Here is a 26,468-nt window from a genome sequence, read left to right as displayed (position 1 = left end):
GCGGTCAGTGTCAGCCCGTCCGGGCCGGGCGGCGACCCAGGACGGGTGACGGCGGGACGGGCGGCTCAGGAGGTGCGGGTCGGCCCGGTGCCCATCTCCCGCGCCACCGCGGACTCCCCGGACGGCGGGGCCTGCGGCGGCGCGGCGGCCGCCGGGTCCCCGGTGTGCTGCACGGGGGCGTGCACGCCGCCCGGCTCGCCCTGCCGGATCCACACCGTGCGCTGCTGGAAGGGGAACTCGATGCCCTCCGCGTCGAACGCGGCCTTGATGCGCCGGCGCAGCTCCCGCGCCACCTTCCACTGCTCCAGCGGAGCGGTCTTCACGACGAGCCGGATCACCAGCCCGTCCTGCGCCATCTGCTCCACGCCCCAGACCTCGGGCTCCTCCAGCACGATCGGCGCCCAGTCCTCCTCCTCGCGCAGCACCCGGCCGATGCGCTCCAGCAGCTCCGTGACGCGGGCCAGGTCCTCCCCGTAGGCGACCTGCACGTCCAGCACCGCCCGCGCCCAGCCCTGGCTCTGGTTGCCCACGCGCAGGATCTCCCCGTTGCGGACGTACCAGACGGTGCCGTTGACGTCGCGGACCCGCGTCACGCGCAGGCCCACCGCCTCCACCGAGCCGGAGGCGTCGCCGAGGTCCACCACGTCGCCCACGCCGTACTGGTCCTCGGCGAGCATGAAGACGCCGGAGAGGAAGTCCTTCACCAGGCTCTGCGCGCCGAAGCCCAGGGCGACGCCCGCGATGCCGGCGGAGGCCAGGAACGGCGCGATGGACAGGCCGATCTGGTCCAGGACGGTGAGGACGGCGAGCACCCCCAGCACGAGGGTGACGACGCTCTTGAGCACCGAGCCGAGGGTCTGCGCCCGCTGGTTGCGCCGCTCCGACAGCAGCGGGGAGGACTCCAGCAGCGGGTTGCGGCGCCCCCCGAGCCGGCCCGCGCCCTCGCTGATGCCGGTGGTGACCCGGTCGATCGCGCGCAGCGCCAGGTACCTGAGGACGAACGCCGCGAGGAGGACCAGGACGATCTTCAGCGGCCAGTCCAGCAGGACCTGCACGGCCTTGCCGGCCAGGTCGTTGCCCGTCCAGTCGGTGACGTACCGGCAGGAGGTGCCGCAACCCTCCGTCGCCAGCCCGGCCCGCAGCGCACCGAGCGCCTGCTCGGGGTCCACGGACGGGGACGCGGTGGCCCCCGGGGTGGGGACGGCCGGTGTCGCGGCGGGGGAGGGGGCGGCCGGTGTCGCGGCGGGGGAGGGCACGGGCGAGGACAGCACGGTGAGGACGGACTCCTTCGGGGTTCTGGACGCCGTCGTCGGTGGGTGGGGTGTCAGGCGGGCCGGTGCCCGCCGAGGTCGAGCCCCGTCTCCGCGGCCGCGAAGGCGAGGGTGTCACGCAGCAGCGCCACGGACCGCGACAGCGAGCGCGCGCCGTGCCCGACGTCCCCCTCCCGGCGCAGCAGCACCGGGCGGCCGGACGTCGTGGCGTGCTGCAGCGCCGCGCACAGCTTGCGGGCGTGCAGCGGGTCCACGCGCGTGTCCCCGTCGAAGACCGTGAACAGCACCGCCGGGTACGCCGTGCCCTCCCGCACCGCGTGGTACGGGGAGTAGCCCAGCAGCCAGCCGAGCTCCTCGGCGACCGCTGCGCTGCCGTACTCGTCGCTCCACGTCGCGCCCAGGCCGTGCAGCTCGTAGCGGACCATGTCCAGCAGCGGCGCGGAGCAGACCACGGCACGGTACAGGCCCGGCTCCTGCGTCAGGGCCGCCCCGACGAGCAGCCCGCCGTTGGAGCCGCCCTCGACGCACAGCTGCCCGTGCGTGGTCCAGCCACCCGCCACGAGCGCCCGGGCGGCGGCGTGGAAGTCGTCGAAGACGTTCTGCTTCGCGCCGCGCATGCCCGCGCGGTGCCAGTCCTCGCCCTCCTCCCCGCCCCCGCGCAGCTGCGCCACGGCGTGCACGCCGCCGGCCTCCACCCACGCCAGCGCCTCGGGGGAGTAGTGCGGGCCCAGGCTGATGCCGAAACCGCCGTAGCCGTAGAGGATCGCCGGTGTCGGCGCGGCGGGCGTGCCGTCCGGCCCCAGGGCGTCCGCGCGGGCGGTGAGCAGCATCCGCACCGTGGTGCCGTCGGCGCTGGTGTACTCCACCTGCCGGCTCACGACGTCCGGCACCGACACCGCCCCCGGCGGGGTGGCCTCCAGGGTCAGCGACCCGTCGCGCCCGTCGTAGCGCCACACCTGCGCCGGGGTCGTGGTGCCCGTGAAGGAGAACCACAGCTCGTGGCCCGGCTCCGGGCGCTCCAGCAGCCCGCCGACCGCCCCCACCCCGGGCAGCTCCGGCGCACCGCGCGCGCCGGCCAGCCGCTCCCCGGAGGTCAGGGAGTGCACGCTCAGCTCCGAGACGGCGTGCCGGGTCCAGCCCACCACCAGCAGCGGCTCGTCGAGCTCCTCGCCGTCGAGGACCGCCACGTCGTCGAGCACGGCACCGGGGTCCTGCGGGACCAGGTCGCGCCAGTGCTCCGGGCCGGGCTCGGCCGGGTCCGCCACGGCGAGCCGCCCGCGGGGGGCGTCGAGGTCGGTGGCCACGTACAGGCGCCCGTCGCGGCCCACCCACGCGCTGGTCTGGGCGTCGCGGCCGGTGACGACCTCCCGGAACGCCGGGGCCGCGGGGTCGGAGGCGGACAGGTCCGCCAGCCACACGTCCGAGCGGGGCGCCGTGCCGTCGGAGGCGCTCACGACGAGCCAGCGCCCGTCGCGGGAGGTCCACACGCCGTAGTAGTTGGTCATCGACAGCCCGGCGCCGAAGATCTCCACGTCGTCGGCGGGGTCGGTGCCGACGCGGTGCAGGTAGACGCGGCGGTGGTACTGCCGCTCGTCCTGCGGCAGCAGCTCCGGGGCGAGGCGGCGCACGTAGTAGAACGCCGGCGCCTCGCCCTCCCGGGCCGGCAGCCAGGCCACGGGGGAGTAGCGGGCGCGGTCGACCGGGCCGTCGACGACCTCCCCGGTGGCGACGTCCAGCACCCGCAGGGCGCTCTCCTCGGTGCCACCCTCGGAGAGCTGGTACGCCAGCAGGTCGCCCTCCACGCTGGGGCGCCACGCGTCGAGGGTGGTGGCGCCGCCCGGGTCCAGCGCGACGGGGTCGACGAGGACCCGCTCGGTGCCGCCCTCGGCCACGAGCAGCACGCCGAGCTCCTGCTCGGGTGCGCGCCGGGTGCGGAAGACCCGCCCGCCGCGGTGCACGGGGGCGCCCACGGACCCGGTCGACATCAGCTCCCGGACCCGCTCGCGCAGGGCGTCGCGGCCGGGCAGGCCCTCGGCGTAGGCGGCGAAGAGCCCGTCCTGCGCCCGGGACCACTCCACCGTGCGCGGGTCGTCGGGGTCCTCCAGCCAGCGGTACGGGTCGCTGACGGCGTGGCCGTGCAGCTCCTCCACGAGGTCCAGGCGGGGTGCGGGCACGGCAGGTGCGCTGCTCGGCTGCTCCATGCCGACCCACCCTAGACAGCGGCCGGCCCGGCGCGTGCGGGTGCCGGGGCCGTCCCCCGGCCGCGGCCCCGCCGGTGCGCCGCGCGGCGGCAAGTCCCGCGGCGCCCCACGGGGAGCCGACTCGCGCCTCCTCTGGCAGAGTCAGCGGACGTGCCGCAGGACAGCCACCCGACCCTCACCCCGCAGCTCCGCGAGCTCGCCGACGCCCTGGGGGTCGCCACCTCCTTCACGGACTGGCAGGGCCACACCGCGGACGTCCCCGCGGCGACCGTCGTCGCCGTCCTCGCCGCCCTCGGCGTGGACGCCTCCACCCCGGCGGCCGCCGCGGACGCGCTGGCCGACGTCCGGCTGCGGACCTGGCGCCGGATGCTGCCGCCCGTGGTCGTCGTGCGCGAGGGGCGGGCCGTCGACGTGCCCGTCCACGTCGTGCACGGTGCGCCCGTGGACGTGTGGGTGGCGCTGGAGGACGACGCCGGTCGGGCGCCGCTGCGCCAGCTGGACCGGTGGGTGGACCCCCGCCACGTCGACGGCGTCCTCACCGGCCGCGCCACGTTCGAGGTGCCCGACGACCTGCCCCTGGGCTGGCACAGCCTCATCGCGCGCAGCGGGGAGACCGAGGCCCGCACCCCCCTGGTCGTCACCCCGGACGTGCTGCCCCTGCCCGGTGCCCTCGCCGGCTCCGGCGGCCGCTCGTGGGGGTACATGACCCAGCTGTACTCGGTGCGCTCGAAGTCCTCCTGGGGCCTCGGCGACATCGCCGACCTCATGGAGCTCACCTCCTGGGCGGGCGGGGAGCAGGGCGCCGGGTGGGTGCTGGTCAACCCCCTCGCCGCGGCGCAGCCGGTGGGGCACATGGAGGCCTCCCCGTACCTGCCGGTCACCCGGCGCTTCGTGAACCCGGTCTACGTCCGCGTGGAGGACGTCCGCGAGGCCGCCTACCTGCCGGCGAAGCTGCAGACGGAGATGCGCCGGCTGTCCAAGGCGCTGCGCAGGTCCAACACCGACCCCGGCGAGATCGACCGCGACGCGGTGTGGGCCGCCAAGCGCGCAGCCCTGGAGATGGTCTTCGCGCAGCCCCGCAGCGGCGCCCGGGAGGCCGCCTTCCGCGCGTACGTCGCCGAGGAGGACCCGGGCCTGAGCGGTTTCGCCACGTGGTGCGCGCTGGCGGAGCACCTCGGCCTGCCCTCCTCGGGGTGGCCCGCCGAGTACGCCGACCCCGCCTCGCCCGCCGTGGCCGAGCTCGCCGAGAAGCTCTCGGACCGGGTCGACTTCCACCGCTGGCTGCAGTGGGTGGCCGATGACCAGCTGAAGGACGCGCAGGGCACCGCGCTGCGCTCGGGGATGTCCGTCGGGATCGTCCACGACCTCGCCGTGGGCGTGCACCCGGAGGGCGCCGACGTGTGGGCGCTGGGCGACGTCCTGGCCCGCGGGGTGAGCGTGGGCGCGCCGCCGGACGCCTTCAACCAGCAGGGCCAGGACTGGAGCCAGCCGCCGTGGCGCCCGGACCGCCTCGCGGACCTGGCCTACGCCCCGTTCCGGGACATGGTCCGCACGATCCTGCGGCACGCCGGGGGCCTGCGCGTGGACCACGTCCTGGGCCTGTTCCGCCTGTGGTGGGTGCCGCAGGGGCAGGGCCCGCAGAACGGCACGTACGTCCGCTACGACCACGAGGCGATGATCGGCATCCTCGCGCTGGAGGCGCACCGGGCCGGCGCGGTGGTCGTCGGGGAGGACCTCGGCACCGTGGAGCCGTGGGTGCGCACCTACCTCGCCGAGCGCGGCATCCTGGGCAGCGCCGTGCTGTGGTTCGAGAAGGACGGCACCGGCAGGCCCCGCAGGCCGCAGGAGTACCGGGAGCTGGCGCTGGCCAGCGTCACCGTGCACGACCTGCCGCCGACGGCCGGGTACCTGGCGGGCGAGCACGTGAACCTGCGCGAGCGCCTGGGGCTGCTGACCCGGCCGGTGGAGGAGGAGCGCGCCGCCGACCGCGCCGACCAGGAGAGCGTCCTGGCGCTGCTGCGGGAGGAGGGCCTGCTCGCGGAGGGCGCCTCGGAGCAGGAGGTCGTGGAGGCCCTGCACCGGCACGTGGCCCTGACCCCGGCGCGGATGGTGGGCGTGGCGCTGGTGGACGCGGTGGGCGACCGGCGCACCCAGAACCAGCCGGGCACGGCCCTGGAGTACCCGAACTGGCGGATGCCGCTGACGGACGGGGAGGGCCGGGTCGTCCTGGTCGAGGACCTCGTGACGGACGAGCGGGCGGACTCCCTGGCGCGTGCCGTCTCGGAGACCATGGGGCGCCGTGGCGCCTGACCCGGCGCTCCCGCCCGCGGGAACCCCAGCGGGCACCCCGCTGCGCATCGCGGCGGCGGCCCGGACCGTCGCCTCCCGCCGCGGCCACCTCGCCACGGCGAGCAGCGGCCTGCCGCCGGCCGCGGTGCTGGAGGGGCTGGGGGCGGCCGTGGAGGCGTGGGCCGGGGGCCGGCTCGGCCCGGAGGAGGCCGCGGCCCTGGTCCAGCGGGCCCGGGAGCTGTTCGCGCGGCTGCTGGGGTGCGACCCGGCGCGGGTGGCGGCCGGCCCGACCGCGGCGGTGGCCGTCGGTGCCGTGGCCGCCTCGGTGCCCGACGGGGCGCGCGTGCTCACCGTGGCGGGGGACTACACGTCGCTGACGTGGCCGTTCGCCGCGCACGCCCACCGCGGGGTGCGGGTGGGGGCCGTGCCGCTGGCCGACCTGCCCGCCGAGGTGGCCAGGGGCGGCTACGCGTGGGTCGCCGCCAGCGCCGTGCAGTCCGCAGACGGTGCGCTCGCGGACCTGCCCGCCCTGCGGGAGGCGGCGGCCGCCACCGGCACCCGCGTGCTGCTGGACACCACGCAGGCCGTGGGGTGGCTGCCGCTGCGCGCGGACGACGCCGACGTGACCGTGACGTCGCTGTACAAGTGGGTGCCCGCTCCACGCGGCGCGTGCCTGACCACGCTGGGGGAGCGGGCCCTGGCCGAGGTGCGCCCCGCCACCCCCGGCGCCCGGGCCGCGGCGGCGGGCACGGACGGCTTCTACGGCTGGCCGCCGCGGCTGCGGACGGACGCGGCCCGGCTGGACGTCTCGCCCGCCTGGGCTGCGTGGGCCGGGGCGGTCCCGGCGCTGGAGATCGCGCTGGCCCTCGGGGTGGAGGCGGTCCACGCCCACGACGTGCGCCTCGCGGACGCCTTCCTCGCCGCCCTCGGCCTGCCCCCGGCGTCCTCGGCGATCGTCGCCGTGCCCGCCGGCCCCGGCGCGCCGGAGGCGCTGGCCGCCGCGGGGCTGCGCACGTCGCTGCGCGCGGGCAGGGTGCGCCTGGCGTTCCACTGGTGGAACGACGAGGAGGACGTGGCGCTGGCCGCGGCCGCGCTGCGGGGCTCCTGAACCGCCCGGAGCCCCGCGGCGGCGGCGCTCAGCCCTGCCGGTCCCGCTCCTGCGCCCGCAGCGCGCGGGCCACCCCGTCGCGGTTCTCCAGCACCAGCCGCCGCAGGGCCGGCGGCGCGTCGCTCTCCGCGGCCAGCCAGGCGTCGGTCCGCTCCAGCAGCGCCGCGTCCGCCAGCCGCGACGGGTACACGCCCGTCACGATCTGCTGGGCCATCTCGTTGGTGCGCCCGGCCCACACCTGCCGCAGCGACGCGAAGTACGGCTCGACGTACGGCCGCAGCAGCTCCGGGTCGCGGGTGCGGCCGAAGCCGGCGATGACCGCGGCCTGCAGGGCGTTGGGCAGCTCCCCGCGCTCCACGACGTCCCGGAACGCCTCGTCCTTGGCGGCGCGGGTGGGCCGGGCGGCGCGCGCGCAGGCCGCGGCGCGCTGGCCCGTCGCGGTGCGGTCCCGCTGCAGCTCCGCCTCGATCTCGCTCTCGCCCGCGGCACCGCCCGCCGCCAGCGCGGTGAGCAGGTCCCAGCGCATGTCGGTGTCCACCACCAGGCCGGGCAGCTCGGCGGAGCCGTCCAGCAGGCGGCGCAGCAGCGCCAGGTGCTCCTCCGCGCGCGCCAGGCCGGCGAAGGCACGGGCGAGCTGCAGCTGCACGTCGCTGCCGGGCTCGGCGGCGCGCAGCAGCTCCAGCAGCGCCGCGGCGGTCCGCCCGGTGACCTCCGCGCGGTGCTCGGGGGCGGTGAACAGGTGCACGGTGGTGGCGAGCTGGCGCAGCAGGACCATCAGGACGGTGGAGTCCCGGCGCGCGCGGTCCCCGGCCAGCAGGGACGTGAGCAGCTCCAGGTAGGCCCGGGCGGGCAGCTCCCCGTCGCGGGTCATGTCCCACGCCGCCGCCGCCACCAGGGAGCACGGCAGCGGGTCGGTGAAGTCGTCCAGGTGCTTCACGGCCGTGGCCAGCGAGTGCTCGTCGAGGCGGATCTTGGCGTAGGCCAGGTCGTCGTCGTTGACCAGCAGCAGGTCCGGGCGGGGCCGGCCGGCGAGGTCGGGGACCTCGGTGCGCTCCCCGCTGACGTCCAGCTCGACGCGGGCGGTGCGCTCCAGGCGCCCGTCGACGAGGTCGTAGCAGCCCACGGCCATCCGGTGGGTGCGCAGGTGCGGGTGCTCGGCCGGTGCCTGCTGCACGATCGCGACGGACTCCAGCGTGCCGTCCGGGCCGGTGCGCACCTCGGGGCACAGGGTGGCCACCCCGGAGGTCTCCAGCCACTCGGCGGCCCACCCCTTCAGGTCCCGCCCGGAGGTGGCCTCCAGCTCCGTGAGCAGGTCCGTCAGCTCCGTGTTGCCCCAGGCGTGGCGGCGGAAGTAGGCGCGTACCCCGGCCAGGAACTCCTCGCGCCCCACGTACGCCACGAGCTGCTTGAGGACGGAGGCGCCCTTGGCGTAGGTGATGCCGTCGAAGTTGACCTCCACGTCCTCCAGGTCGTTGATCTCCGCGACGATGGGGTGCGTGGTGGGCAGCTGGTCCTGCCGGTACGCCCAGGACTTCTCCAGGCTGTTGAACGTCGTCCAGGCACCCGTCCAGCGCGTGGCCTCGGCGGCGGCGAGGGTGCTGGCGAACTCGGCGAAGGACTCGTTGAGCCACAGGTCGTTCCACCAGCGCATGGTGACGAGGTCGCCGAACCACATGTGCGCCAGCTCGTGCAGGATCGTGATGGTGCGCCGCTCGACGAGCGCCTCGCTCACCTTGGAGCGGAAGACGTAGGACTCCACGAACGTCACCGCGCCGGCGTTCTCCATCGCGCCGGCGTTGAACTCCGGGACGAAGATCTGGTCGTAGGTGCCGAACGGGTACGGCATGTCGAACACGCGCTCGTAGAAGGCGAACCCGCTGCGGGTGACGTCGAGGATCTCGTCGGCGTCGAGGTGCCCGGCCAGGGAGCGCCGGCACATCACCGACAGCGGGATGGTGCGCCCGTCCGAGCTCGTCAGCTCCGAGCGGACCGCGTGGTAGGGCCCGGCGATGACGGAGACCACGTACGAGGAGAGCCGCGGGGTGGGCTCGAAGGCCCAGCGGGCGCGGCCGTCCCCGAGGTCCTCCGGCTGCGGGGTGGCGGAGGCGGAGACGACCGTCCAGTGCGCCGGCGCGGTGACGGTGAAGGTGAAGCAGGCCTTGAGGTCGGGCTGCTCGAAGACGGCGAACACGCGCCGGGAGTCGGCCACCTCGAACTGCGAGTACAGGTAGACCTCCTCGTCGACGGGGTCGACGAAGCGGTGCAGGCCCTCACCGGTGTTCATGTACCGGCAGTCGGCGACCACCACGAGCTCGTTGTCGGCGGCGAGGTCGTCCAGCCGGACCCGGGAGTCGGCGAACACCTCGGCGGGGTCGAGGTCGCGGCCGTTGAGGCGGACCTCGTGGACGGCGGCGGCCACGAGGTCGACGAACGTGCCGGCGCCCGGGGAGCCGCAGGTGAAGCGGATCGTCGTGCGCGAGCGGAACGTCTCCGGGCCGGTCGTGAGGTCGAGCTCGACGCGGTAGCTGTCCACGCCGACCAGGGCCGCGCGCTGGGCGGCCTCCGGTCGCGTGAGGTTCTCACCGGGCACGGTGCGCTTCCTTCCTGAGGGTGCGCTCATGCTCCCACGAGGGCCGCGCGGGACCCGGGGCGGACCGCGCGGGCGGCGCGGCGCAGGATGTGCCCATGACGACCGAGCCCTCCGCGCAGACCTCCGAGCAGACCCCCGGGACCGCCGCCCGCCCGGTGGCCGACTTCTGGTTCGACCCGCTGTGCCCGTGGGCGTGGATGACCTCCCGCTGGATGCTGGAGGTGGAGCGGGTCCGCGACGTCGAGGTGCGCTGGCACGTGATGAGCCTGTCGGTGCTCAACTCCGGCCGGGAGCTGCCCGAGCCGTACCAGGAGCTGATGGCGAAGGGGTGGGGGCCCGTGCGCGTGGTGACCGCCGCGCGCCTGGAGCACGGCGAGGACGTGGTCCTGCCGCTGTACACCGCGCTGGGCACCCGCATCCACCCCGGCGGCGACGACGACTTCGACCGCGTCGTCGCGCAGGCGCTGGAGGAGGTGGGCCTGCCGGCGGAGCTGGCCCGCTACGCCCACGAGGACACCTACGACGAGCAGCTGCGCGCCTCCCACGCCGAGGGCATCGGCAAGGTCGGCGAGGACGTCGGCACCCCCGTGGTGGCGTTCGACGACGTGGCGTTCTTCGGGCCGGTGGTGACCCCGGCGCCGAAGGGCGAGGCGGCGGGGCGCCTGTGGGACGGCTGCCTGCTGGTCGCGGGGACGCCGGGCTTCTTCGAGCTCAAGCGCACCCGCACCCAGGGGCCGGTGTTCGGCTGAGTCCCTGGGAGGCTGGTCCCATGCGCGTTCACATCGGTACCGACCACGCGGGCTTCGAGCTCAAGGAGCACCTCGTGCAGCACCTGCGTTCCCTGGGCCACGACGTCGTGGACCACGGCGCCCACGAGTACGACGCCGCCGACGACTACCCGCCGTTCTGCCTCGCGGCGGCGAAGGCCGTGGCGGAGGAGCCGGGCAGCCTCGGCGTCGTGATCGGCGGGTCCGGCAACGGCGAGCAGATCGCGGCGAACGCGGTACCGGGCATCCGTGCGGCCCTGGCGTGGTCGGTGGAGACGGCCCGGCTCTCCCGCGAGCACAACGACGCGCAGGTCGTGGGCATCGGTGCGCGGATGCACGACGCCGCCACGGCCGCGCAGATCGCGGAGGCCTTCGTCTCCACGCCGTTCTCCGACGACCCGCGCCACGTGCGGCGGATCCGGATGATCAGCGACTTCGAGGCGTCGGGCGAGCTCCCGCCGCTGCCCGGGCAGGCGCGTGCCTGAGGGCGACGCCGTCCACCGCTCCGCACGCGCGCTGGGCGCCCGGTTCGCCGAGCGCCCGGTGCGCGTGGACAGCCCCCAGGGCCGCTTCGCCGAGGGCGCGGCCCTGCTCGACGGGGGCGTGCCGGAGCGGGCCGAGGCGCACGGCAAGCACCTGTTCCTGCACGTCGGCCCGGACCGGTCCCTGCACGTGCACCTGGGGCTGTACGGCACCTGGACGAGCGGGGACGGGGACCCCCCGCAGGTCCGCGGGGCGGTGCGGGTGCGCCTGTGCGGCCCGGGCGGCTGGGCGGAGCTGCGCGGCCCCACCGCGTGCGAGGTCCTGGACCCCGGCGGGGTGGCGCGGCTGCGGGCGCGGCTGGGCCCGGACCCGCTGCGCCCGGACGCCGACCCGGAGCTCGCGTGGCGGCGGGTCTCCCGCTCGCGCACGGGGATCGGCGCGCTGCTCATGCAGCAGGACGTGGTCTCCGGGGTGGGCGCGATCTACCGCGCGGAGGTGCTCTTCCGCACGGGTGTGCACCCCTACCGCCCCGGGCGCGGGGTGACCCGCGGCGAGTGGGACGCGATCTGGGCGGACCTGGTCGCGATGATGCACGAGGGCCTGGCGCAGGGGCGGATCGAGACGACGCGCCCGGAGCACCGGGCGGCGGCCCGCGCGGTGCCCGGCCGCGGCGACCGCTTCTACGTCTTCCGCCGCACCGGTGAGCCGTGCCGGCTGTGCGGCACCCCCGTGGCCTACGCCCAGGTGGTGGCGCGGCACCTCAACTGGTGCCCCACCTGCCAGCCCGCCTGAGCCGGCGCCCCGGGCTCCTCAGCCGCCGGCCAGGCGCCGGGCGGTGCGCTCGCCGAGGGTGGCGGCGATCCGCTCCAGCAGCGGCCCGGCCTGCGCGATGCAGCGGGCGGTGTCGCTCTCCACGTCGGTCAGGGCCAGCGCGTCGCTGAAGCCCGCGGCGCGCCAGCGCTCCTCGGGCAGGGTGCGCCGGCCGCTGAGCACGACGACGGGCGCGCCGAGGCGCGCGGCGGCGGCGGCGACGCCCACGGGGGTCTTGCCGCCGAGGGACTGCTCGTCGAAGCTGCCCTCCCCGGTGACGACGAGGCAGGCGCCCGCGGCGCGCTCGGCGAACCGGGTGAGCTCCAGGACGACGTCGACGCCGGGGCGGCGGGTGCCCCGCAGCACCCCGAGGGCGACCAGGCCGGTGCCCCCGGCGGCACCGGCGCCGGGCAGCTCCCGCGCGTCGGTGCCGCACGCCGCGGCCAGCGCGTCGGCGAAGCGGGCCAGGGCGGCGTCGAGGACGGCCACGTCCTGCGCGGTGGCGCCCTTCTGCGGGCCGAAGACGGCCGCGGCGCCGCGGGGCCCGAGCAGCGGGTTGTCGACGTCCGCGGCGAGCACGGTGCGCACACCGGCCAGGCGCGGGTCGAGCCCGGTGAGGTCGACGCGCTCCAGGTCCGCCAGCGCCGCGCCGCCGTCGGGCAGCTCGCGGCCGGAGGCGTCGAGGAGGCGCGCGCCGAGCGCCGCGAGCAGGCCCGCGCCGCCGTCGGTGGAGGCGCTGCCGCCCACGGCGAGCACGACCTCCCGGGCGCCGTCGTCGAGCGCGGCGGCCACGAGCCGGCCGGTGCCGCGGGTGGTGGCGGTCAGGGGGGCCCGCAGCCCGCCGGGCAGGCGGTCCAGCCCGGAGGCCTCGGCCAGCTCGACGATCGCGGTGTCGCCGGAGCGGGCGCAGGTGGCGGTGACGGGCTCGCCGGTGGGGCCGGGGACGCTCGCGGTGAGGGGGCGCCAGCCCGCGGCGAGCGCGGCGGCGACGGTGCCCTCGCCGCCGTCGGCGACGGGGACGCGCTCCACGCGCGGGGCCGGGGTGCCGGGGGGCGCGGCGCGCAGCCAGCCGGCCACCAGGCCGGTGGCGACGTGGGCGGCCACCTCGGCGGCGGTCAGGGAGCCCTTGAACTTGTCGGGCGCGACGACGACGAGCAGCGGCGACGGGGGGTTCACGGCGGGAAGACTCTCAGACGCCCGCCCGGTGCGGCCGCCGAGGAGGCGCCGCGGCCAGTCGTGGGCGGGTCGTGGACCGGACCCGGAGCGGGTGACGGGAATCGAACCCGCACCACCAGTTTGGAAGACTGGAGCTCTACCATTGAGCTACACCCGCGTGCCGCGCTCCTGCCGTGCCGGCAGCCCCGCGACCCGACCCGCGCGGTGCGGGGCCGGTGGAAGCGCCCCCGCCGCGTGGTCGGGGCCAGCCTAGCCGGTCGGCGGCGATAGCCTTGCGGTGGTTCCCGCGACCGCGGGCACCACGGGGTGTGGCGCAGCTTGGTAGCGCGTCCGCTTTGGGAGCGGAAGGCCCCCGGTTCGAATCCGGGTACCCCGACGGCCGGGCGCTGCGGCGCCGGTGCCCGCCCGCCCGCGTGCGGCGACCTCTCCGGGCCGTGGACGCCGGCGGCTAGCATGCTGCGGTGCGCCGGGGCCTCCCGGCTCCCCAGCCGTCCCAAGCCGATCTCCGCCCCCGGGTGGAGTTACCCAGGAGACCCACGCCGTGAAGAGCGACCTCGAGACCCTCAACCCCACCCGGGTCAAGCTGACCGTCCAGGTGGGCTACGACGAGCTGAAGCCGAGTCTCGACGCCGCCTACCGGACCATCGCGGGCCAGATCCAGGTGCCCGGCTTCCGCAAGGGCAAGGTCCCGCCCCGCGTGATCGACCAGCGCTACGGCCGTGCCGCGGTGCTGCAGGAGGCCGTCAACGACGCCCTCCCGAAGTTCTACCAGCGCGCGGTGGAGGAGTCGGAGCTGCGCCCGCTGGGCCAGCCGACCGTGGACGTCGCCGAGGTGCCGGACCCGGTCAAGGGCGGGGACCTGAAGTTCTCCGTCGAGGTGGACGTGCGCCCGCAGCTGGAGCTGCCGGTGCTGGAGGACCTCGAGGTGACCGTCGACGACCTGGAGCTGTCCGACGCGGAGGTCGACGAGCGCCTGACCTCCCTGCGCGAGCGCTTCGGCACCCTGACGGGCGTGGACCGCGCCGCGGGCGAGGGCGACTTCGTCTCCATCGACCTGCGCGCCGAGATCGACGGCGAGGAGATCGAGACGGCCAAGGGCATCTCCTACCAGGTGGGGGCGGGCAACATGCTCCCCGGCCTGGACGAGGCCCTGACCGGCGCCTCCGCGGAGGAGACCCGCACCTTCACCGCGCCGCTGGCCGGTGGGGACCGGGCCGGGCAGGACGCCGAGATCACGGTGACCCTGAACTCCGTCAAGGAGCGGGTCCTGCCGGAGGCGGACGACGACTTCGCCCAGCTCGCCAGCGAGTTCGACACCCTGGAGGAGCTGCGCGCCTCCCTCGCCCAGCAGGTGGAGCAGCAGAAGAAGTTCCAGCAGGGCCTGCAGGCGCGCGACCGCGTCCTGGAGCGGCTGCTGGAGACGGTGGACGTGCCCGTGCCGGACTCCCTGGTCGAGGCCGAGGTGCACCGCCACCTGGAGCAGGAGCAGCGGCTGGAGGACGCGGAGCACCGCACCGAGGTGACCGAGCAGACCCGGCAGGCGCTGCGCTCCCAGCTGCTGCTCGACGCCCTCGCCGAGCGCGAGGAGGTGCGCGTGGCGCAGGAGGAGCTGGTCGAGTACCTGCTGGGGCAGGCGCAGCAGTACAACATGGACCCCAACGAGTTCGCCCGGGCCATGGACGGCGCGGGCCAGGTGCCGGCCATGGTCGGTGAGGTCGCCCGCCGCAAGGCCCTCGCGGTCGCCATGGAGAAGGCCACCGTCAAGGACGCCTCCGGCAACACGATCAACCTCGAGGAGCTCGTCGGCGGCGACGAGGAGGACGAGGACGGCGCCGCGGACGCGGGCGAGCCCACCCCGGGCGACGTCAGCGGTGACGTCACCGACGACGTGCAGGCCGACGAGGCGCAGCCGGCGGACGGGGCCGAGGGCCAGACCGTCGACCCGCTGCCCGCCGACGCCGGGCAGGACGCCGGCGAGGGGGACGAGCAGGCCAAGGCCTGAGGGACGCGTCGCCGTGGGCGCACCCGGCACCCCGCCGCAGGGTGCGCCCACAGCGAAAAGGACCGGCCTGCCGGGGTGCCCGCCGCACGCGGACCGTTAGGGTCGATGCAGATCGGCGGAGCCCTCCGCCGGCCCCGAGGACTCGGGGCGGACTCGATCTGCAGGAAGGGCCGGGAGAGATCGTGAGCGACGGGATCATCACGCCAGGACTGGCGGCACCTGCCTACGCACGGACGCCGGCGGCCCCCACGGGGCTCGACGACAACGTGTACCAGCGCCTGCTCCAGCAGCGCATCGTGTTCCTGGCCTCGGAGGTCCGCGACGAGATGGCCAACGCCATCTGCGCGCAGCTGCTGCTGCTGGCGGCGGAGGATCCCGAGAAGGACATCTACCTCTACATCAACTCGCCGGGCGGCTCCGTCACGGCGGGCATGGCGATCTACGACACCATGCAGTTCATCAAGCCGGACGTGGCGACGATCGCCACGGGCCTGGCGGCCTCGATGGGGCAGTTCCTGCTGTGCGCGGGCGCCAAGGGGAAGCGCTCGGCGCTGCCGCACTCGCGGATCATGATGCACCAGCCGCTGGGTGGCCTGGGTGGCACGGCGAGCGACATCAAGATCCTCGCCGAGCAGATCATCTACACGAAGAACCAGCTCGCGGAGCTCATCGCGCAGCACACGGGGCAGCCGGTGGAGAACATCACGCGCGACTCCGACCGGGACCGCTGGTTCAGCCCGGAGGAGGCCCGCCAGTACGGTCTGATCGACCACGTGGTGGGCCGCTCCAGCGAGGTGTCCGGAGGCGGTGGCACGGGTGCCTGACCCCTTCCGACTCCCGTCGTCCGTCCCCCACCCGCAGGAGATCCGCGCCATGACGTCGCACTCCCGGCAGTACCCGCCGTCCGCCCGCTACGTGCTCCCGCAGTTCGAGGAGCGCACCTCCTACGGGATGAAGCGCAGCGACCCGTACACCAAGCTCTTCGAGGACCGCATCATCTTCCTCGGCGTGCAGGTGGACGACGCCTCGGCGGACGACATCATCGCCCAGCTCATCGTGCTGGAGTCCCAGGACACCGAGCGGGACATCATCATGTACATCAACTCGCCCGGCGGCTCGTTCACGGCGCTGACGGCGATCTACGACACGATGCAGTACATCCGCCCGGACATCCAGACGTACTGCATGGGCCAGGCGGCCTCGGCGGCGGCGGTCCTGCTGGCCGCGGGTGCCCCGGGCAAGCGCTTCGCCCTGCCGAACTCCCGGATCCTGATCCACCAGCCGGCGATGGCGGGCGGGGACTACGGGCAGGCCAGCGACCTGGAGATCCAGGCCAACGAGATCCTGCGGATGCGCGCGTGGCTGGAGGAGACGCTGGCGGCGCACTCGCACCGCACGGTGGAGCAGGTGCGCGGGGACATCGAGCGCGACAAGTTCCTCACCGCGGCCGAGGCGGTGGACTACGGGCTGATCGACGAGGTCCTCACGAGCCGGAAGGCGTCACAGCCCGCCAAGTCGTGACTACGCATTGTAGCTGAATGCGTGGCCGGACGGGGAGGACGGCAGGAAGGTGCGCCGACCGGGCACCTTCGTGGGTGTCGTCCCTCCCCGTCCGGGTACCGTGGGAGCGCTGTGGTGGCCCCGTGACACCGCGCGCAGGAGGGTTCGCCCGCCGCGGCGGGAGAGCACTCGAGGAAGACCGAGGAAAGGACCCCGTCGGTGGCACGCATCGGAGACGGTGGCGATCTGCTGAAGTGCTCGTTCTGCGGCAAGAGCCAGAAGCAGGTCAAGAAGCTCATCGCCGGTCCCGGCGTGTACATCTGCGACGAGTGCATCGACCTCTGCAACGAGATCATCGAGGAGGAGCTGGCCGAGGCCAACGACCTCGGGCTCGTGGAGCTGCCCAAGCCCCGGGAGATCTTCGAGTTCCTCGACCAGTACGTCATCGGGCAGAGCTCGGCGAAGCGCTCGCTCGCCGTGGCGGTCTACAACCACTACAAGCGCATCCAGGTCGGTGAGCCCACCAAGGGCCGGGACGAGCCGGTGGAGATCGCCAAGTCCAACATCCTGCTCATCGGCCCCACGGGCTGCGGCAAGACGTACCTGGCGCAGACGCTCGCCCGCATGCTCAACGTGCCCTTCGCCATCGCCGACGCCACAGCCCTCACCGAGGCGGGCTACGTGGGCGAGGACGTCGAGAACATCCTGCTGAAGCTGATCCAGGCGGCCGACTACGACGTCAAGAAGGCCGAGACGGGGATCATCTACATCGACGAGGTCGACAAGATCGCCCGCAAGTCGGAGAACCCCTCGATCACCCGCGACGTGTCGGGGGAGGGCGTCCAGCAGGCACTGCTCAAGATCCTGGAGGGCACGACCGCGAGCGTGCCGCCGCAGGGCGGGCGCAAGCACCCTCACCAGGAGTTCATCCAGATCGACACGACGAACGTGCTGTTCATCGTGGGCGGGGCCTTCGCCGGCCTGGACAAGATGATCGAGTCCCGCGCGGGCAAGCGGGGCCTGGGCTTCGGGGCGCAGCTGCGCACGGGCGGGTCGGAGTCGGCGCCGAGCTTCTCGGACGTCATGCCCGAGGACCTCATGAAGTTCGGTCTCATCCCCGAGTTCATCGGCCGCCTGCCCGTCATCACGACGGTGGACCCGCTGGACAAGGACGCCCTGGTCCGCATCCTGACCGAGCCGCGCAACGCCCTGGTGAAGCAGTACCAGCGCATGTTCGAGCTCGACGGTGTGGAGCTGGAGTTCACCGAGGACGCGCTGGAGGCGGTGGCCGAGCAGGGCATCCTGCGCGGGACCGGCGCGCGCGGCCTGCGCGCGATCCTGGAGGAGGTCCTCCTGCCGGTGATGTTCGACGTGCCCTCGCGCGACGACATCGCCCGGGTCGTGGTCACCCGCGAGGTGGTCCTGAAGAACGTCAACCCCACCCTGGTGCCGCGCGACGCCCCGCCGCGCAAGGCCCGGGAACGGCGGGACAAGTCGGCCTGAGGTTCGCCTGCCGCCGACGGTGCCGCCGGTCCCCCCGAGGGGCCGGCGGCACCGTCGCGTCCGCGGGCGCCGGGCGCTGCGCTGCGGAGGCCCGGGCGCTGCGCCGCAGGTGCCGGCGTGCAGGACCGGGGGGCGCCGCGCCGGTGCTCAGACGGCGCTGGTCAGGCGGTGCAGCAACGTGGCGAACTGCTCCACGTCCGCCTCGTCCCAGTCCGCGATGAGGGTGCGCAGCTGGCTGCGCCGCGCCTCGCGCGCTCGGTGGACCAGCGTGCGGCCGTTCTCCGACAGGGTCAGCACCACGGCGCGGCGGTCCGAGGGGTCGTCCCGGCGCGTGAGCAGGCCGAGCTGCTCCAGGAGCTGGACCTGCCGGCTCAGGGTGGGCTTGCCGATCCCGAAGTACCCCGCGAGGTCCGAGGGGCGGGCGCTGCCGACGTCGTCGAGGCGGACGAGCAGGCTGTAGGCCTCGGGCTCGAGGTCGGGGTGGACCTGCCGGGCCATGTCGCGCGAGATGGCCCGCGAGCGCCGCAGGAGCACCGCGAGCTCGCGCTCGAGCCGTTCCGCTGCTGTCCCCATGATCTGACCGTACCCGCCGTGCGCCCGCCCGGTGGCGCTTCCGCGTCCGCGCACCGGTGGGCGGGTGCGCGGCCGGCCGTGCCGGGTGTGCGCCGGGTGTGCGCCGGACCCGCGGGGCGGCGGCGCGCCGGGGGAGGTGCTGGCTCCGCGGGTGCGGACGGGATACTGTCACCCGATACATCGACCCGATGCATCCGGTGGTGCCGTGGACCCGGTCCCGCGCCGGGAGGCGGGAGCGCTCCCCGCGGCGGTCGGTGTCCCGGCGCTCCGGCGCCACCGGTACGGGAGAGGAGGACACCGTGGTGCGCCGTCGCGCGGACTCGCTGCAACTGGCGGTCCTGGGTCTCCTCCACGAGGGGCCGCTGCACGGCTACGAGGTGCGCCGCAGGCTCGACGTCCAGCTCGGCATCTTCCGCGCCCTCTCCTACGGCACCCTCTACCCCTGCCTGCGCACGCTGCAGGCCGGCGGCTGGGTCCGGGAGGTCGCCGACCGGGCCGAGGCGCCGGCCGCCCCGGCGCGCCGGCGCGAGCGCGTCGTCTACGAGATCACCGACACCGGCCGGGACCGCCTGCGCGACCTGATGCGCCAGGTGGGGCCGGCGGCGTGCGACGACGACGCGTTCGGTGTGCGGTTCGCGCTGTTCACGCGCACCGACCCGCGCACCCGGCTGCGCATCCTGGAAGGCCGGCGGGCACGCCTGGAGGAGCGGGTGGAGGAGCTCAGCCGCTCCATCGAGCGGGCCCGGGAGCAGCTGGACTCCTACGCCTACGAGTACCAGCGCCACGACCTCGAGAGGGCCCGCCGCGAGGTGGACTGGATCGAGGGGCTGATCAATGCGGAGGGGCGCCGGCCCGAGGCGTGAGGCCCCCTCCCCGCGACCTCCCCCCGGGGCGGGCGCACGACCTGCACGACCCGCAGGACAGCACGACCTGCACCACCGAACACTCCGCACCACCGAGATCGACAGGAGAACCTCATGCCCACTGTCCGTGTGGCGATCGTCGGGGTGGGCAACTGCGCCGCCTCGCTCGTCCAGGGAGTCCACTACTACCGCGACGCCGACCCGGCGAGCACCGTCCCGGGGCTCATGCACGTGCAGTTCGGTGACTACCACGTCCGCGACGTGGAGTTCGTCGCCGCCTTCGACGTGGACGACAAGAAGGTCGGCACCGACCTCGCGGACGCGATCGGCGCCAGCGAGAACAACACCATCAAGATCTGCGACGTGCCGGCGACGGGCGTCAGCGTCCTGCGCGGCCCGACCCTGGACGGCCTGGGCCGCTACTACCGCGAGACCATCACCGAGTCCGCCGCCGAGCCGGTCGACGTGGTCGCCGCCCTGCGCGAGGCCGAGGTCGACGTCGTCGTCTGCTACCTCCCCGTGGGCTCCGAGGACGCCGCGCGCTTCTACGCGCAGGCCGCGATCGACGCCGGTGCGGCGTTCGTCAACGCCCTGCCCGTCTTCATCGCCGGCACCCAGGAGTGGGCCGACAGGTTCACCGCGGCGGGCCTGCCCATCGTCGGTGACGACATCAAGTCCCAGGTCGGCGCGACCATCACCCACCGGGTGCTGGCCAAGCTGCTGGAGGACCGCGGCATCGAGCTGAAGCGCACCTACCAGCTCAACGTCGGCGGCAACATGGACTTCAAGAACATGCTGGAGCGCGACCGGCTGGAGTCCAAGAAGATCTCCAAGACGCAGGCCGTCACGAGCAACGTGCACGCCGACTTCGGCACCCGCAACGTGCACATCGGCCCGAGCGACTACGTCCAGTGGCTCGACGACCGCAAGTGGGCCTACGTCCGCCTGGAGGGCGAGGCCTTCGGCGGGGTGCCGCTGAACCTGGAGTACAAGCTCGAGGTGTGGGACTCCCCGAACTCCGCCGGGGTCATCATCGACGCGGTCCGCGCGGCGAAGATCGGCCTGGACCGCGGCATCGGCGGCCCGCTGCTGTCCGCGTCGGCGTACTTCATGAAGTCCCCGCCGGAGCAGCGCGCCGACGACGAGGGCCGCGCGAAGCTGGAGGCGTTCATCCGCGGCGAGATCGAGCGCTGAGCAGCGCGAAACGCAGAACGGCGGAGGGCCGCCCGGAGCTGGAGCTCCGGGCGGCCCTCCGCCGTCGCCGGGGAGATCAGGCCGTCGCGCCCGGGGCCTCCTCGGCAGCGGCGAACTCGGCCTGCGCGCGCAGCCCGGTCTCGGTGGAGCCTTCGTCCCCGGCCCACTCCAGCGCCCGGACCCGGCCGGCTGCGGCGACGTCGCCCTCGGCCCGGCGTGCGGCGGCGACGAGGTCGGCCGGGCCGCTCACGGTGGCGCTGGCCAGCTCGGTGCGCTGGGAGACCTTCGCCTCGCTCTTCACCTTGCGCAGGGTGGACAGCGCCGCCCCGGCACCGGCGAGCACCGGCAGGGCGTCGGTGGCGGTGGCGGCGGCGCCGAGCTCGCCCTCCGCGGGCCAGCTCGCCCGGTGCACGGAGCCCTCCTGCCACCAGGACCAGACCTCCTCCGCGGCGAAGGGCAGGAACGGGGCGAGCAGGCGCAGCTGGGTGCGCAGCGCGAGGGCGGCGGTGGTGCGGGCGGAGGCGGCCGCGGCCTCGCCGCGGGCACCGTAGGCGCGGTCCTTGACCAGTTCGACCCAGTCGTCGCAGAACGTCCAGAAGAACTGCTCCGTGCGGTCCAGGGCGGTGGCGTGGTCGTAGCGCTCGAACGCGTCGGTGGCGGTCCGCACGACCGCGGCGAGGTTGGCCAGCAGGCTGACGTCGAGGTCCTCGGTGACCTGCGCGGGGTCGAGGTCGCCGCGGCCGACGCCGAGGCCCAGGACGAACTTGGAGGCGTTGAGCAGCTTCATCGCCAGGCGCCGGCCGATCTTCATCTGACCGGTGTCGAAGGTGGCGTCGGTGCCCAGCCGCGCGGTCGCCGCCCAGTACCGGACCGCGTCGGAGCCGAACTCCTCCAGCAGGCTCAGGGGCGTCACGACGTTGCCCTTGGACTTGCTCATCTTCTTGCGGTCCGGGTCGAGGATCCACCCGGAGATGGCGGTGTGCGCCCACGGCACCCGCCCGTGCTCCAGGTGCGAGCGCACCACCGTGGAGAACAGCCAGGTGCGGATGATGTCCTGCCCCTGCGGGCGCAGGTCCATGGGGAAGACCCGGGCGAAGAGGTCCTCGTCGCGCTCCCAGCCGCCGGCGATCTGCGGGGTGAGCGAGGACGTGGCCCAGGTGTCCATGACGTCCGGGTCGCCGGTGAAGCCGCCGGGCACGCCGCGCTGGTCCTCGGTGTGGCCGGGGGCGGGCTCGGAGGCGGGGTCGACCGGCAGGGCGGACTCCTCCGGCACGATCGGGGAGTCGTGGACCGGGTTGCCGTCGGCGTCGAGGGGGTACCAGACGGGGAACGGCACGCCGAAGAAGCGCTGGCGGGAGATCAGCCAGTCGCCGTTGAGGCCCGTGACCCAGTGCTCGTAGCGGTGCCGCATGTGCTCCGGGGTCCACCGCAGCTCCCGGCCCCGGGCGAGCAGCGCGTCGCGCACGTCGGTGTCGCGGCCGCCGTTGCGCAGGTACCACTGGCGGGTGGTGACGATCTCGAGGGGCTTGTCGCCCTTCTCGTAGAACTTCACGGGGTGCGTGATGGCCCTCGGCTCGCCCACCAGGTCCCCGGACTCCCGCAGGGCGGCGACGATGCGCTCGCGCGCGGTGTGCACGGTGGTGCCCGCGAGCTGCTCCCACAGCGCCTCGCCGGGGCCGCCCGCGATCCAGGAGGGCACCTCCCGCTGCAGGCGCCCGTCCCAGCCGAGGACCGCCCGGGTCGGCAGCCGCAGCTCGCGCCACCACGTGACGTCGGTGACGTCGCCGAAGGTGCAGATCATCGCGATGCCGGAGCCCTTCTCCGGGTCCGCGAGGCGGTGCGCGACGACGGGCACCTCCACACCGAACAGCGGCGAGCGCACGGTGGTGCCGAACAGGGGCTGGTACCGCTCGTCGTCGGGGTGCGCCACGAGCGCGACGACCGCGGGCACGAGCTCGGGGCGGGTGGTCTCGACGAACACCGGCCCGGCGTCGCCGGCGTCCACCCGGGCGAAGCCGATGCGGTGGTAGGCGCCGGGGCGCTCGCGGTCCTCCAGCTCCGCCTGGGCGACGGCGGTGCGGAAGGTGGTGTCCCACAGGGTGGGGGCCTCCGCGGCGTACGCCTCACCGCGGGCGAGGTTGCGCAGGAACGCCCGCTGGGCGGTGGCCCGCGCGTCGGAGCCGATGGTGGAGTACGTGTGCGACCAGTCCACGGACAGCCCGAGGCGGCGCCAGACGTCCTCGAAGACCTGCTCGTCCTCCGCGGTGAGGCGCTCGCACAGCTCCACGAAGTTGCGCCGGGAGACCTGCACGAAGTCCCGGTCGCTCTTCGGCACGGTGGCGGGGGGCTGGAACCCCGGCTCGTACGGCAGCGAGGGGTCGCAGCGCACGCCGAAGTAGTTCTGCACGCGCCGCTCGGTGGGCAGGCCGTTGTCGTCCCAGCCCATCGGGTAGAAGACCTCGCTGCCGCGCATGCGCCGGTAGCGGGCCACGACGTCGGTGTGGGTGTAGCTGAAGACGTGCCCGACGTGCAGGGAGCCGGAGACCGTGGGGGGCGGGGTGTCGATGGAGTAGACGTCGGCGCGCTCGGCGCCGCGGTCGAAGCGGTAGGTGCCCTGCTCCTCCCAGCGCGGCGCCCAGCGCTCCTCCAGGCCGTCGACCGTCGGCCTGTCCGGCACCGTCACGCCGGCGGCGACGTCGGGGGCGGGAGCGCGGGTCGGGGCGGGGGACTGCGGCGGGGAGTCGTGCATGGCGCCATCATCCCAGGTGGCCCGTCGCGCTCCCGCCTCGTGCCACGTCCCGCGCGCCGTCCCCGTGCGGCAGGTGCGCCCCGCCCGCCCGGGGGTGGGCGGACGGGGCGGCGGGGCCACCGGGGGGAGCGGTGGCCGGAGCGGAACGCGCGGCCGGTGGGGGACCGGCCGGGACGTCCGCGGCTCAGGAGACGGCGGTCCAGACCTGCGAGACGGCGGCGGCGGCGACGGCGTCGAGTCCCGGCGTGCGGCCCAGGCCCGTGACGGTGACGGTGAGGCGGGCGCTGCTGCGCCAGCAGACCACCACCGTCTCCGACGCGCCGGGTGCACCGCCGTCCAGGGCGATCGTCCGGGTGCAGGTGACCTCGCCGTGGCGCTGCTCGCCGCCCGCGGCGAGGACCCGGTCCGCGAAGCCGGCGGCGCCGGTCCGCCCCGCGGACACGTTGAGCACGGGGGTGCCGGCCTCTCCGGTGGGGGAGTAGGCGCGGCCCGCGAACGCGGCCCCGGCGAGCTCCTCCGCCCGGCCGTCGCGCCACCGGGTGTCCCGGCCGAAGTCGAGGTCGGCCGGCAGGGGCAGGTAGCCGGCTACCGACTCCGGCAGCACCACCGGCCGCTGCGCCCACGCGGGGGCCTGCGGCGGGGCGACGGCCCACCAGAGGGCACCGGTGGCCAGCACGGCGGACGCGCCCACCACCGCGCCGAGGGCGCCGAGCGGTGCCGGCCGCGCGGTGGCGCGGGGGGCGGGGGGCGCGGCGGGGCGCGGACGGGTGCGGTCGCCGGGGTGGGTGGGGAGGGGCACGTCCCCAGCATGCGCACGACGGGGTGGGCGGGGGAGGTGCCGGCGGCACCCCTCACCCGAACAGGCGCCGACCGCGGGGCACCGGTCCACGGTTAGTGGTACTCAGAGTGCCGGGAATGTGTGAGACTTCCCGGGACCGTCGAGGACGACGCTGCGCCCCTCGCGGGAGGAGGCGCCGGAGGGGGCACACGTGCGGGACGCCGACAGCGGTGTGGGAGTCGACTACTACGGGCTGGCCGAGGACCTCACCGACCGCGAGCGGGAGCTGTGGCTCACGGTGCGCCGCTTCGTCGACACCGAGGTCATCCCGGTCGCCGGCGGGTACTGGGAGCGCGCGGAGTTCCCCGCCGACCTCGTGCCCCGCTACGCCGCGCTCGGCGTGGTGGGCGACGCGCTCACCGGGCCCGGCATCCCCGAGATGAGCGTCACCGCCGCCGGCCTCATCACGATGGAGCTCAACCGCGGCGACGGCAGCTTCGCCACCTTCCACGGCGTCCAGGCCGGGCTGGCCATGCGCTCCATCGCCTTCTGCGGCTCCGAGGAGCAGAAGGAGCGCTGGCTGCCCGCGATGGCGCGGCTGGAGGCGGTCGGCGCCTTCGCCCTGACCGAGCCGGACCACGGCTCCGACTCCGTCGCCCTGGAGACCACCGCGCGCCGCGACGGCGACTCCTACGTCCTCGACGGCGCCAAGCGCTGGATCGGCAACGGCACCATCTGCGACGTGTGCGTGGTGTGGGCGCGCGGGGAGGACGGGCAGGTCCAGGGGTTCCTCGTCGAGCGCGGCACCCCCGGCTACGAGGCCACCGTCATCGAGGGCAAGGGCTCCCTGCGGGCGGTGTGGAACGCCGACATCGTCCTGCGCGGCTGCCGCGTCCCGGCGGGCAACAGGCTGCCCGGCGCCCGCTCCTTCAAGGACACCGGCCGGGTCCTGTCCGCCACCCGCGCCGGCATCGCCTGGTCCGCGCTCGGGCACGCCACCGCCGCGTACGAGTGCGCGCTCGCCTACGCCCTGGAGCGCAGGCAGTTCGGCAGGCCCATCGCCTCCTTCCAGCTCGTGCAGGAGAAGCTCGTGCACATGCTCGCGGAGGTCACCGCCATGCAGCTGTTCTGCCTGCGCACCTCCCGCCTGGCCGAGCAGGGCCGCCTGACCGACACGATGGCCTCGCTGGCGAAGATGAACGCCACCCGCAAGGCCCGCCAGGTGCTGGCGATGGCACGGGACCTGATGGGCGGCAACGGCATCCTGCTGGAGCACCGCGTGGTGCGGCACCTGGCCGACATCGAGGCCCTGCACACCTACGAGGGCACCGAGAGCATCCAGACGCTCATCGTGGGCCGGCAGATCACGGGGATCGGCGCCTTCGCCTGACGCGCCGGTGGCGCCCTCCCGCCGCGGGAGGACGCCACCGGGACGTGCCGGGCCGGGCCGTCAGCTCGTGCTGCAGCTCACGGCGGGGGTCGCGGCGCTGCCGCTCGCCTGGAAACCGAACGAGGTGGACGTCCCCGGCGCGACGGCCGCGTCGGAGGACAGGCTCGTCGCCGTCTGGGTGCTGCCGCTGCGCGAGGCCGTGGCGTTCCACGTGTTGGTCACGGTCTGCCCGCCGGGCCACGTCCAGGTGACCCGCCAGCGCGGGGTCGTGCTCGTGCCGGTGTTGCGGACGGCCACGTCGGCGGTGAAGCCGCCGTTCCACGACTGCGTCACCCGGTACGTCGCCGCGCAACCGCTGCCCGTGGGCGCCGGGGTCGGCGTCGGGGTCGGGGGCGGGGTCGGGGTCGGCGTGGGCGTCGGGGTGGGGGTGGGCGTCGGGGTGCCGCCGCCGGTGCTCACCGAGAAGTTGTTCACCGCCAGCCCGGTCCCGCCGGACCACGGCTCGAACCCGGCCTGCACGCTCGTGAGGTACCAGGAACGCTGCGCGTAGCCGCGGGTGACGGCGTCGTCGAAGAACGCCCGCACCGGGAAGCTCAGGGACGCGGTGCCCGAGGTGCGCACGTAGGAGATGACGTTCCAGCCGATGTTGCCGAACCACACGTCCCAGGTGCTGCCCGCGATCGTGGCCGAGCCCACCCGCGAGCCGATCGGCTGCGGGCTCCCCGCGCGGTTCACCCACACCATGACCTCCGCGCCGGTGTTCTGCCCGGTGCGGCGCGGGGTGGGGTCGAACCAGATGTCGTACGAGGCGTTCCAGTTGCCGCCCGCCGGGTACGACATGGAGACGCTGGTGCTGATGTTGTCGAACTGCGCGGAGCTCGCCGCCACCGGGTTGAAGCCGGGCGTGCACGCCCCGTAGTGGCAGCCCCAGTACACCGAGGGGTAGGACGTGGGGGCGCCGTTCGTGGGGTTGACCCCGTCCTGGCGGGTGATCCGGAAACCGGTGGACGAGACGCTGATGCACTGCGTCGCGTCGGTGCCCCAGCGGTTGTTCTGCGCGATGTACGCGCCACCGGCCACGGTGGTGCTGCCGTACTGGTCGCAGATCTCGGTGTCGGCGTGCGCGGGCGAGGCCGCGACCACCGTTGCGCCCGCGGCGGCGAGCACCGCGGTCAGGACGGGGGCGAGGGCGTGGAGACGCTTCATCGGGCTCCTCGGGTC

Annotated in this window: 20 protein-coding genes and 2 tRNA genes; 13 read left to right on the top strand and 9 right to left on the bottom strand. The window is 75.0% G+C overall.

Translation table 11 applies throughout. The annotated features are described in order from the left end of the window. Window positions 1-65: 65 nt before the first annotated feature. Window positions 66-1,271, bottom strand: a complete 1,206-nt coding sequence (locus ACYQBY_RS10750; protein WP_459643836.1) for a mechanosensitive ion channel family protein — start codon at window positions 1,269-1,271, stop codon at window positions 66-68. A 53-nt stretch (window positions 1,272-1,324) separates the two neighbouring features. Then, window positions 1,325-3,472 (bottom strand): prolyl oligopeptidase family serine peptidase, encoded by a 2,148-nt coding sequence (locus ACYQBY_RS10745; protein WP_459643835.1) that lies wholly within the window; start codon window positions 3,470-3,472, stop codon window positions 1,325-1,327. Window positions 3,473-3,622: 150 nt separating this feature from the next. On the opposite strand from ACYQBY_RS10745, the gene malQ reads away from it, so the two are divergent. Together malQ and ACYQBY_RS10735 are read left to right on the top strand one after the other, a co-directional pair. Further along, on the top strand, window positions 3,623-5,782 hold the full coding sequence (malQ, locus tag ACYQBY_RS10740) for a 4-alpha-glucanotransferase (RefSeq protein WP_459643834.1): 2,160 nt from the start codon (window positions 3,623-3,625) through the stop codon (window positions 5,780-5,782). Continuing rightward, on the top strand, window positions 5,772-6,869 hold the full coding sequence (locus ACYQBY_RS10735) for an aminotransferase class V-fold PLP-dependent enzyme (RefSeq protein ID WP_459643833.1): 1,098 nt from the start codon (window positions 5,772-5,774) through the stop codon (window positions 6,867-6,869). Before malQ ends, ACYQBY_RS10735 begins: the two co-directional genes overlap by 11 nt. Before the next feature lie 28 nt (window positions 6,870-6,897). On the opposite strand, the gene pepN is transcribed toward ACYQBY_RS10735, so the two are convergent. Beyond that, entirely contained in the window at window positions 6,898-9,459 is a 2,562-nt protein-coding gene (gene pepN / locus ACYQBY_RS10730; RefSeq protein WP_459643832.1) for an aminopeptidase N, read from the bottom strand. Between the two features lie 95 nt (window positions 9,460-9,554). On the opposite strand from pepN, the gene ACYQBY_RS10725 reads away from it, so the two are divergent. From ACYQBY_RS10725 to ACYQBY_RS10715, 3 genes are read left to right on the top strand one after another with little or no spacing between them, the layout of a single operon-like run. Further along, entirely contained in the window at window positions 9,555-10,208 is a 654-nt protein-coding gene (locus ACYQBY_RS10725) for a mycothiol-dependent nitroreductase Rv2466c family protein (RefSeq protein WP_459643831.1), read from the top strand. A 20-nt stretch (window positions 10,209-10,228) separates the two neighbouring features. Beyond that, complete coding sequence (locus ACYQBY_RS10720; RefSeq protein WP_459643830.1) at window positions 10,229-10,711, top strand: ribose-5-phosphate isomerase; 483 nt, start codon at window positions 10,229-10,231, stop codon at window positions 10,709-10,711. Then, the gene (locus ACYQBY_RS10715; protein WP_459643829.1) at window positions 10,704-11,501 is read left to right on the top strand and encodes an Fpg/Nei family DNA glycosylase; all 798 of its coding nucleotides are present in this window, start codon (window positions 10,704-10,706) and stop codon (window positions 11,499-11,501) included. Before ACYQBY_RS10720 ends, ACYQBY_RS10715 begins: the two co-directional genes overlap by 8 nt. Window positions 11,502-11,519: 18 nt before the next feature. Here the strand turns inward: ACYQBY_RS10715 and ACYQBY_RS10710 are convergent, their stop codons facing one another. Next, the gene (locus ACYQBY_RS10710; RefSeq protein WP_459643828.1) at window positions 11,520-12,695 is read right to left on the bottom strand and encodes a glycerate kinase; all 1,176 of its coding nucleotides are present in this window, start codon (window positions 12,693-12,695) and stop codon (window positions 11,520-11,522) included. An 86-nt stretch (window positions 12,696-12,781) separates the two neighbouring features. Next, window positions 12,782-12,852: transfer RNA gene (locus tag ACYQBY_RS10705), tRNA-Gly, on the bottom strand. A 145-nt stretch (window positions 12,853-12,997) separates the two neighbouring features. Here ACYQBY_RS10705 and ACYQBY_RS10700 point away from each other — a divergent pair. The 5 genes from ACYQBY_RS10700 to clpX all read left to right on the top strand — a co-directional run bounded on the left by ACYQBY_RS10700 (window position 12,998) and on the right by clpX (window position 17,700). Next, a tRNA-Pro gene (locus ACYQBY_RS10700) sits at window positions 12,998-13,071 on the top strand. A gap of 165 nt (window positions 13,072-13,236) precedes the next feature. Then, window positions 13,237-14,697, top strand: a complete 1,461-nt coding sequence (gene tig, locus ACYQBY_RS10695; RefSeq protein WP_459643827.1) for a trigger factor — start codon at window positions 13,237-13,239, stop codon at window positions 14,695-14,697. Window positions 14,698-14,906: 209 nt separating this feature from the next. Continuing rightward, the gene (locus ACYQBY_RS10690) at window positions 14,907-15,521 is read left to right on the top strand and encodes an ATP-dependent Clp protease proteolytic subunit (RefSeq protein WP_459643873.1); all 615 of its coding nucleotides are present in this window, start codon (window positions 14,907-14,909) and stop codon (window positions 15,519-15,521) included. A 49-nt stretch (window positions 15,522-15,570) separates the two neighbouring features. Continuing rightward, window positions 15,571-16,218, top strand: coding sequence for an ATP-dependent Clp protease proteolytic subunit (locus ACYQBY_RS10685; protein ID WP_459643826.1), 648 nt, complete (start codon window positions 15,571-15,573; stop codon window positions 16,216-16,218). A 198-nt stretch (window positions 16,219-16,416) separates the two neighbouring features. Then, window positions 16,417-17,700: an ATP-dependent Clp protease ATP-binding subunit ClpX gene (gene clpX / locus ACYQBY_RS10680; protein WP_459643825.1), complete on the top strand. Its 1,284-nt coding sequence runs from the start codon at window positions 16,417-16,419 to the stop codon at window positions 17,698-17,700. A gap of 147 nt (window positions 17,701-17,847) precedes the next feature. Here clpX and ACYQBY_RS10675 read toward each other — a convergent pair whose 3' ends face one another. Then, window positions 17,848-18,273: a MarR family winged helix-turn-helix transcriptional regulator gene (locus ACYQBY_RS10675; RefSeq protein ID WP_459643824.1), complete on the bottom strand. Its 426-nt coding sequence runs from the start codon at window positions 18,271-18,273 to the stop codon at window positions 17,848-17,850. 299 nt (window positions 18,274-18,572) lie between these two features. On the opposite strand from ACYQBY_RS10675, the gene ACYQBY_RS10670 reads away from it, so the two are divergent. Beyond that, window positions 18,573-19,136 carry a PadR family transcriptional regulator gene (locus tag ACYQBY_RS10670; RefSeq protein WP_459643823.1) on the top strand — a complete coding sequence of 188 codons (564 nt, stop codon included), beginning with the start codon at window positions 18,573-18,575 and terminating at the stop codon, window positions 19,134-19,136. A 114-nt stretch (window positions 19,137-19,250) separates the two neighbouring features. Further along, window positions 19,251-20,330: an inositol-3-phosphate synthase gene (locus tag ACYQBY_RS10665; protein WP_459643822.1), complete on the top strand. Its 1,080-nt coding sequence runs from the start codon at window positions 19,251-19,253 to the stop codon at window positions 20,328-20,330. A 76-nt stretch (window positions 20,331-20,406) separates the two neighbouring features. On the opposite strand, the gene valS is transcribed toward ACYQBY_RS10665, so the two are convergent. Beyond that, window positions 20,407-23,079 carry a valine--tRNA ligase gene (valS, locus tag ACYQBY_RS10660; RefSeq protein ID WP_459643821.1) on the bottom strand — a complete coding sequence of 891 codons (2,673 nt, stop codon included), beginning with the start codon at window positions 23,077-23,079 and terminating at the stop codon, window positions 20,407-20,409. Window positions 23,080-23,263: 184 nt separating this feature from the next. After that, the gene (locus tag ACYQBY_RS10655) at window positions 23,264-23,878 is read right to left on the bottom strand and encodes a hypothetical protein (protein ID WP_459643820.1); all 615 of its coding nucleotides are present in this window, start codon (window positions 23,876-23,878) and stop codon (window positions 23,264-23,266) included. Between the two features lie 190 nt (window positions 23,879-24,068). Between ACYQBY_RS10655 and ACYQBY_RS10650 the strand changes: the two genes are divergently transcribed. After that, the gene (locus ACYQBY_RS10650) at window positions 24,069-25,247 is read left to right on the top strand and encodes an acyl-CoA dehydrogenase family protein (protein WP_459643819.1); all 1,179 of its coding nucleotides are present in this window, start codon (window positions 24,069-24,071) and stop codon (window positions 25,245-25,247) included. Between the two features lie 60 nt (window positions 25,248-25,307). Here the strand turns inward: ACYQBY_RS10650 and ACYQBY_RS10645 are convergent, their stop codons facing one another. Beyond that, window positions 25,308-26,453 (bottom strand): GH12 family glycosyl hydrolase domain-containing protein, encoded by a 1,146-nt coding sequence (locus ACYQBY_RS10645; protein WP_459643818.1) that lies wholly within the window; start codon window positions 26,451-26,453, stop codon window positions 25,308-25,310. Window positions 26,454-26,468 lie beyond the last annotated feature (15 nt).

The organism is Kineococcus anabasis (genome assembly GCF_054590795.1).
This window is presented reverse-complemented; position numbering and strand designations above follow the sequence as displayed.

Coding starts and splice junctions, on each gene's coding strand:
- ACYQBY_RS10745 (WP_459643835.1), bottom strand. CDS start 3,472: ATGGAGCAGCCGAGCAGCGCACCTGCCGTGCCCGCACCCCGCCTGGAC.
- ACYQBY_RS10725 (WP_459643831.1), top strand. CDS start 9,555: ATGACGACCGAGCCCTCCGCGCAGACCTCCGAGCAGACCCCCGGGACC.
- ACYQBY_RS10720 (WP_459643830.1), top strand. CDS start 10,229: ATGCGCGTTCACATCGGTACCGACCACGCGGGCTTCGAGCTCAAGGAG.
- ACYQBY_RS10685 (WP_459643826.1), top strand. CDS start 15,571: ATGACGTCGCACTCCCGGCAGTACCCGCCGTCCGCCCGCTACGTGCTC.
- ACYQBY_RS10675 (WP_459643824.1), bottom strand. CDS start 18,273: ATGGGGACAGCAGCGGAACGGCTCGAGCGCGAGCTCGCGGTGCTCCTG.
- ACYQBY_RS10665 (WP_459643822.1), top strand. CDS start 19,251: ATGCCCACTGTCCGTGTGGCGATCGTCGGGGTGGGCAACTGCGCCGCC.
- valS (WP_459643821.1), bottom strand. CDS start 23,079: ATGCACGACTCCCCGCCGCAGTCCCCCGCCCCGACCCGCGCTCCCGCC.
- ACYQBY_RS10645 (WP_459643818.1), bottom strand. CDS start 26,453: ATGAAGCGTCTCCACGCCCTCGCCCCCGTCCTGACCGCGGTGCTCGCC.